General features: G+C 69.8%; 5 protein-coding genes and 2 pseudogenes. 4 read left to right on the forward strand and 3 right to left on the reverse strand.

Going from position 1 to position 7,147, the window contains the following annotated elements:
- Both K6I34_RS27735 and K6I34_RS27740 read right to left on the reverse strand, forming a co-directional pair.
- Positions 1–259: pseudogene (locus tag K6I34_RS27735) on the reverse strand (glutamine--fructose-6-phosphate aminotransferase); the annotation flags it as partial.
- A 136-nt stretch (positions 260–395) separates the two neighbouring features.
- Entirely contained in the window at positions 396–668 is a 273-nt protein-coding gene (locus K6I34_RS27740; RefSeq protein WP_229329881.1) for a hypothetical protein, read from the reverse strand.
- A gap of 243 nt (positions 669–911) precedes the next feature.
- Here K6I34_RS27740 and coaA point away from each other — a divergent pair, with 243 nt between their 5' ends.
- Entirely contained in the window at positions 912–1,922 is a 1,011-nt protein-coding gene (coaA, locus tag K6I34_RS27745) for a type I pantothenate kinase (RefSeq protein WP_238489872.1), read from the forward strand.
- Here the strand turns inward: coaA and K6I34_RS27750 are convergent, their stop codons facing one another.
- The gene (locus K6I34_RS27750) at positions 1,923–2,420 is read right to left on the reverse strand and encodes a MarR family winged helix-turn-helix transcriptional regulator (protein ID WP_229329885.1); all 498 of its coding nucleotides are present in this window, start codon (positions 2,418–2,420) and stop codon (positions 1,923–1,925) included.
- 103 nt (positions 2,421–2,523) lie between these two features.
- On the opposite strand from K6I34_RS27750, the gene K6I34_RS27755 reads away from it, so the two are divergent.
- The 3 genes and pseudogenes from K6I34_RS27755 to K6I34_RS27765 form a co-directional block, all read left to right on the forward strand.
- Positions 2,524–3,450, forward strand: coding sequence for an EamA family transporter (locus K6I34_RS27755; RefSeq protein ID WP_229329887.1), 927 nt, complete (start codon positions 2,524–2,526; stop codon positions 3,448–3,450).
- Positions 3,451–3,489: 39 nt separating this feature from the next.
- Complete coding sequence (locus K6I34_RS27760) at positions 3,490–6,831, forward strand: serine protease (RefSeq protein ID WP_229329889.1); 3,342 nt, start codon at positions 3,490–3,492, stop codon at positions 6,829–6,831.
- A 42-nt stretch (positions 6,832–6,873) separates the two neighbouring features.
- Positions 6,874–7,147: pseudogene (locus K6I34_RS27765) on the forward strand (hypothetical protein); the annotation flags it as partial.

Below are 7,147 nucleotides of genomic sequence, written 5' to 3' on the forward strand. Positions count from 1 at the left end.
GGGCGTTGGCGTCGGTGGGGGCGCCGTGGGTGGCCCAGCGGGTGTGCCCGATGCCGGTGCCGCCGGAGGGCAGCGGGCGGTCCGACAGCTCCTTCTCCAGATTGGCGAGCTTGCCCGCCTTTCTCGCCGCGGCGAGCCCGCCGTCGGCGAGCACGGCGACGCCCGCCGAGTCGTAGCCGCGGTACTCAAGGCGCCGCAGCCCTGCCAATACGACGTCGAGGGCGGACTGCCCTCCCACATAGCCAACGATTCCGCACATGCGGAGCAGCGTACGGCTCAAAGGGACCAACGCGCCCCGAAAGGGGCGCGGGGAACTGCGCGAGCAACCACACACGGCCTGCAGGCGCGCACGGTGCTCAGGTGGCACCCCGGATGGCGCCCCGGGACAACGGCGATCAACGCCCCCGCTCAATACGAAAGATCGCCTCCTGGAGCAGCTCCAGGTATTCGATCTCCTCGCACCGCGGCTTGCTCCCGAACTCGTAACGGTCCAGGCAGTCGTCGAGATCCTGCCCCAGATCCTCGTCCGGCAGCTCCGCGGCGAGCTCGCCGCAGACCGCGGCGGCGAAGTCGTCGCGCGGGCCCGGCGCGACAGCGCATAAGGCGCGAGGGGCGCGCGGACGGCGCGCAGGGCGCGCGCAGCGCACACGGCGCACGAACTGGCGCACGGAAACCCGTACGGATCTGCCTGCTGCACGGAGAACGAACACGGTGCCCCTAGCGTGGTGCGGCGCGGCCCGGAGGCTGGGACCGTAGTACTGACGTGGGAGTAAGTACAGGGGTCGGGCCGGGGCGCCATGGAAAGTTCGCGGACGGCCCCACGTACGAGTCACCCAAATCCCACGAGAACGCCCACGGGGGCGCCCGGTACCGGCACCCGGAGGTGAGGGGCGCACGCCCCCCAGCGCACAATGGGCGGCGTGCCGACCACTACAGAGCAGCCGCAGCCGCAGCAGCGCCGCCGCGCAGACTCCTCCCCGTACGTGGACCTGACCCGAGCGGAGTGGAGCGCGCTGCGGGAGAACACGCCGCTGCCGCTGACCGCGGACGAGGTCGAGCGGCTGCGCGGGCTCGGTGACGTCGTCGACCTGGACGAGGTGCGTGACGTCTATCTGCCGCTGTCCCGGCTCCTCAACCTCTACGTCAAGGCCACCAGCCAGCTGCGCGGGACGCTCAACACCTTCCTGGGCGAGGCGGGCACCAAGGGCCATGGTTCGCAGCCGGGAACACCCTTCGTCATAGGGGTGGCGGGCAGTGTCGCCGTCGGCAAGTCCACCACGGCCCGCCTGCTCCAGGCGCTGCTCGCGCGCTGGCCCGAGCACCCGCGGGTCGAGCTGGTCACCACCGACGGTTTTCTGCTGCCCAATGCGGAGCTGCACCGCCGCGGGCTGATGTCCCGCAAGGGCTTCCCCGAGTCCTACGACCGCCGGGCGCTCATCCGCTTCGTCGCGGATGTGAAGGCGGGCAAGGCGGAGGTGACGGCTCCGGTCTACTCCCACCTGATCTACGACATCGTCCCGGGCGAGCGCCTGACCGTGCACCGCCCGGACATCCTGATCATCGAGGGCCTCAACGTCCTCCAGCCCGCGCTCCCCGGCAAGGACGGCCGCACCCGGGTGGGCCTCGCCGACTTCTTCGACTTCAGCGTCTACGTGGACGCGCGCGAGGAGGACATCGAGCGCTGGTACTACGAGCGCTTCAGGAAGCTCCGCATGACGGCCTTCCAGGACCCGCACTCCTACTTCCGCCGCTACACGCAGGTCCCGGAGGAGGAGGCGCTCGACTACGCGCGCCGCAACTGGCGCACCATCAACAGGCCGAATCTGCTGGAGAACGTGGCGCCCACGCGGGGTCGTTCGAATCTGATCCTGCGCAAGGGGTCGGACCACAAGGTGCAGCGACTGTCGCTGCGCAAGCTCTGATCAACGCGGGGTGTCGCCCAGCGCCTCCAGCAGGACGCGCAGTTCGTCGGCCAGCGTGGCGCGCCGCTCGGGCGGGAGGGCGGCGAGCAGGCGGTTCTCGGTGGCGATGTGGTCGGGGAGGACCGCCTCGACCAGGCTGCGGCCCGCTTCCGTGAGGGTGACGTGGACACCGCGGCCGTCCGAGTCGCTCGGGGTGCGGGTCACGAGGCCGCGGGCCTCCAGCCGGTCGAGCCGCTGGGTGATCGCGCCCGAGGTGACCATCGAGGAGCGCATCAGTTCCGCGGGGGTGAGCCGGTGGGGCGGGTCGCTGCGCCGCAGTGTGGCGAGGACGTCGAAGGAGGCCGTGTCGAGGTCGTGCCGCGCGAACGTACGCCGGATCTCGGCGCTGATCAGCCGTTCGAGCCGCTGGACGCGCCCGATGATGCCCATCGGGGAAACGTCCAGGTCGGGGCGCTGTGCGGCCCACTGGGCCAGGATCCGGTCGACTTGATCTGCCACACCCCCACCCTAATCGATAGCTCACCACTAAGAGAGATTGCTTAGCGCTAAGCAAGACTGCTACGTTTGCTTAGTGCTAAGCAAACGTGTGGGGATCGTTTCCATGACCGCCGTGGCGCCCATGATCTGGGGCTCCACCTACCTCGTCACCACCGAGCTGCTGCCGCCGGGGCGGCCGCTGCTGGCGGCGACCGTCCGGGCGCTGCCCGCGGGGCTGGCGCTCGTCGCGGTCACGCGCTGTCTGCCGAAGGGCTCGTGGTGGTGGCGCTCGCTGGTGCTGGGCGCGCTCAACATCGGGGCGTTCTTCGCCCTGCTGTTCGTGGCGGCGTACCGCCTGCCGGGCGGCGTGGCCGCGACGCTGGGCGCGCTCCAGCCGCTGCTGGCCGCCGCGCTGGCGGCGCTGCTGCTCGGGCAGCGGCTCACGCTGCGGACGGTGCTGACCGGTCTGGCGGGCGTGGCCGGAGTGAGCCTGCTCGTCCTGCGGGCCGGTGCCCGGCTCGACGGCGTGGGCGTGCTCGCCGCGCTCGGCGGCGCGGTGGTCATGGCCACGGGCGTCGTGCTGAGCAAGAAGTGGGCCTCGCCCGCGCCGCTGCTGGCGACGACGGGGTGGCAACTGGTGGGCGGCGGACTACTGTTGCTGCCGCTGGCCCTGTGCGTCGAGGGCGTGCCCTCGGAGTCGCTGAGCGGCGCGAACGTACTCGGCTACGCGTACCTGGCGGTGGTGGGCGCGGGGCTGTCCTATCCGCTCTGGTTCCGTGGGGTGCGGGCACTGCCGGCCGCGGACGTGACGTTCCTGGGCCTGCTGAGCCCGGTGGTGGCGACGGCGCTGGGGTGGATCGTGCTGGGGCAACGGCTGGGGGCCGTGCAGCTCGTGGGGGCGGCGGTGGTGCTGGGGTCGCTGGTGGTGGCACAGGTGCGGCGGCGGGAGCCGTCCGCCGAAGCCGGAACGGCGATTCAGGTGATTCATCAGAAGATCGCATCGGCTCCTGTGGATAACCGGCCGCGCGTGCGAGTGCCCGGGCGATACTGACTTTCCGAGACGTGCGGGACGAGTCCATGGGGGAGGGCCGTGCATCCGGTACGAGAGCACATCGCGGCGGTGATGGGGCGGGGGACGCAGGGGAGCGGCTATGTGCTGGCCCCACGCCTGGTGCTGACGGCGGCCCATGTGGCGGTGGAGCCCGTGCGGGCGGCTGTGCCAGGTGGTGTCGGTCTCGTGGAGTGCCGGGTCCTCTGGGTCCGGGACGACGAGCAGGGGGACGTGGCGCTGCTGCTCGCGGAGCGGGACCTGGTCGGGGCGGAGACGGCCGCCTCCTTCGAACCGGTGGTGTGGGGCAGGCTCCGGGACCTGGTCTGGCGGGACGCGCAGGCGATCGGCTTCCCGCAGGTGGCCCGTGACGCGCACGAGGAGCTGGACACGGAACAGCTCGTCGGCACGCTCAAGCCGGGGAGCGGGCTGCTGGGCGGCCGCTATGTGCTCGACAGCGCGCACGGCGCGCCGGTCGCTCCGGCGGACGGCGGCTCGCCGTGGGCGGGCATGTCCGGCGCGGCCGTCTTCGTGGGCGGCCTGCTGTGCGGCGTCGTCTGCGCGGACCCGGGCGGCTGGCGGCACGGGCGGCTGACGGTCACGCCCATGTTCCGCGTCCTGTCGCATCCGGAATTCATCGACTTGTGTCTGGAGCACGGCCACCGGACGACGTCACGGGCGCTGCCCCCGTCCCTGGAGGCGGAGGAGCAGTCATTCGAGTGGCGACTGCGGGAGTATCTGGCGGAGCGGGCCGGTGAGTTGACGATCGTCGGGCTGACGCTGTCGGACGGGGAGGGGGAGGGGTGGCCGCTGGACGCGGCGTATCTGAGCCTGGAGGTCACGGGTGGCGATACGGCCCCGCGGGAGCGCTGGCTCTCGGCCCCGGGCCGTGAGCTGCTGGAGACGGCCGCTCCGGCGCCGCGGCGTGCCGAGGCGGCCCTCGCCGGGCGGGCGCGCGTGCTGCTGCGAGGCGCCGCGGGATCGGGCAAGACGACGCTGCTCCAATGGCTGACGTCGATCACCGCGAAGGACGAGATCCCCGTCGGCCTGGAGCAGTTCCGGGATTGCGTACCGCTGCTCCTGCCGCTGCGTACGCTCGTCGGAGTGGACGGCGGGCTTCCGGGGCCCGAGGAGTTCCTCCGGGCTGTCGCCCGCCCGCTCGCAGGGCTTCCCGCCGCGCGCGGCCGGGTGACGCGTTGGCTGAGCGAAGGCAGAGCGCTCCTGCTGATCGACGGAGTGGACGAGGTCCCCGAGGCCGACCGTCGCCGCACCCTGGAATGGCTGAGGGAACTGCTCATCGCGTACCCGGACGCGCGGTACGTCGTCACGACCAGGCCCTCCGCTGTACGGGAAGGGTGGCTCGCGGACTCCGGCTTCACGGAACTGGAGCTGCTGCCGATGAGCCGTACGGACGTCGGGGCCTTCATCGACCGCTGGCACGTGGCGGCGGGACAGGAGCAGAGCGAGGAGCTCCGGGCCTTCGGCACGGCACTGAAGAAGGCGGTGGTCGCCAAGCCGGACCTCGGCCGACTCGCCACCAACCCGCTGATGTGCGCATTGATCTGCGCGCTCAACCGCTCCCGCCGCGGCAATCTCCCTCGTGGCCGCATGGAGCTCTACCGCGCCGCACTCGAACTGCTGCTCGTGCGGCGCGATCGCGAGCGGGACATTCCCGTCGGCGCGGACGGTCCGGAGCTGGAGCACGCGCAACAGACGGCCCTGCTGCAGAAGATCGCCTATTGGCTCATCCGCAACGGCCGCTCGGAGATCGAGTGGGGCAAGGCCGTTCAGATCATCGAACGGGCCCTGCCGGCCATGCCCTCGGTCGCGGCGCGGGGTGACGCCGAGAGCATCCTGCGACATCTTGTCCTGCGCAGTGGTCTGCTGCGTCGGCCGACGAGCGGGACGTTGGACTTCATCCACCGCACGTTCCAGGACTATCTTGGTGCTCAAGCGGCGGTTGAAGAATGGGACTTCGATGTCCTGGTCGACCATGCCCACGACGATCAGTGGGAGGACGTGCTCCGCATGGCTATCGGCCACGCGTCGCCAAAGGCGCGGGCCGAGTTGCTGGGGATGATGCTGGATCGCGCCAGGTGCGATGTCGCGCGCGGACCACGTTTGCGTCTGCTGGCTGCGGCTTGCCTGGAGCATGCGACGGAGCTCGATCCAGTCGTAAGGAACCGGGTGGCTGAAGAGGCGCGCGAACTCGTTCCGCCGCGGGACGTTGAGGATGCCAAGGCGCTGGCGACGGCGGGCCGGGTTGTCATCGACCTGCTGCCAGGGCCGGACGGGATCTCCGAGGGGAAGTACGGCCTCGAGCAGGATGAGGTAGCTCGTGCGGTCGTCGTGGCGGCGACCACCGTGGCTGACGATCGCGCGATACCCCTGCTGGCCGAGTACGCCGATCACTACTACCTCGGTGTACGCGCCCAGCTCGCCTGGGCGTGGAGCCGTTTCGACACTGACCACTATGCGGATGAGGTCATCAGGAAGCTCGTGTACGACGATGCCGGTAAGGAGGACCTCGAATTCGTCGTTCAGTCGAAGGCAGAGGTCTTGGCGCTCAAAAGGCTCGGCGGCCGCCCGTGGGTGCGGTGTGTGGGTCCGCTCATGACCGATGACCTGAGGGATCTAGGCACGCCTGTCCTGGAGACGCTCTCCTTCCGTGACAACCGTGAAGGTGTGGACCTTAGGGCCCTCCGCCTGGCTCGTCCGCTGTCGGAGTTGGGGATTCTGGACTCTTACTGCTTCGGTGACCTCGGTGCGTTGAACGGCGAAGAGCTGCACACTTTGAACCTCTCCCTGCTCGAGGGGCCTGGGCCCCTCGACGCTATGTCACGTATGGATAAACTTCAGGTCCTTACGCTCGATTGGATGCTTGTAACCAGCTCCAAGCAAGATCTGGTGCTGCCACGTAATCTTCAATACCTTCGACTTGGCGAGGGGCCGTCGATTGACCTGCAGCTGGCCGGAATGAGGCGCTGTCGCGCCCTGCGTACCTTGTCGTACGTGAGCGTGGGTGACCCTTATGAGTTCACGGTTCTGAAATCCCTCCCCTCGCTCGCAGATCTGCGTATCCAGAGGCAGGACCTCACCCGGTGGGCGGATGCGGAGTCACTTCCCCAGATGGAGCGCTTGTTCCTCGACGAGGCGAAGGGGCTCGCAGGTCTGCGACACCTGCCCCGTGTTTTCCCGAACCTCAAACAGCTCTACATCTTCAACAACACGCACGAGCCGTTGGACCTGGCGCCTCTCGCAGACATGGGCATCCCCGACATAACCATCGATCACAAAGGCCCCCTCCTCAACGCACGCCTCCTCCCCCACGCCGTGCATAATTCCGCCGACACCACCACTCGCGGCGCAAAGGGACGCACCTGAACGCACCTCTCCAGGCCGCCGTCCCGAAAGCCAGGCAGTTCCGTGAGCCAAGAGCAGCAGCCGTCCGTCCCGGACGACGTCTGGAACAAGTTCGTCCGCGACCATGAGAAGTTGCAGCGCAAGGCGGAGGCACGCCAGGAGCCGGAGGGTGGAGCCGGCGAGAGGGCTCGCCGTATACCCGTCCGCGTGGCCGCACCGGCCGTGGCCGCCGCCGCTGTCGTCTCCGCCCTGCTCCTCGTCCCCGGTCACAACAAGCCCGCCGAGCAGGGCCACGCCACGGAAGCCGCCCCGGTGGGCGGGCAGCCCAGGCCCACCG

Origin of the sequence: Streptomyces sp. UNOC14_S4, from assembly GCF_020740835.1 — a bacterium.
Classification (GTDB): Bacteria; Actinomycetota; Actinomycetes; order Streptomycetales; family Streptomycetaceae; genus Streptomyces.

Excerpts from the sequence above, each read along its gene's own strand:
- coaA (WP_238489872.1), top strand. The coding sequence starts at position 912 with ATGGGCGGCGTGCCGACCACTACAGAGCAGCCGCAGCCGCAGCAGCGC.
- K6I34_RS27755 (WP_229329887.1), top strand. The coding sequence starts at position 2,524 with ATGACCGCCGTGGCGCCCATGATCTGGGGCTCCACCTACCTCGTCACC.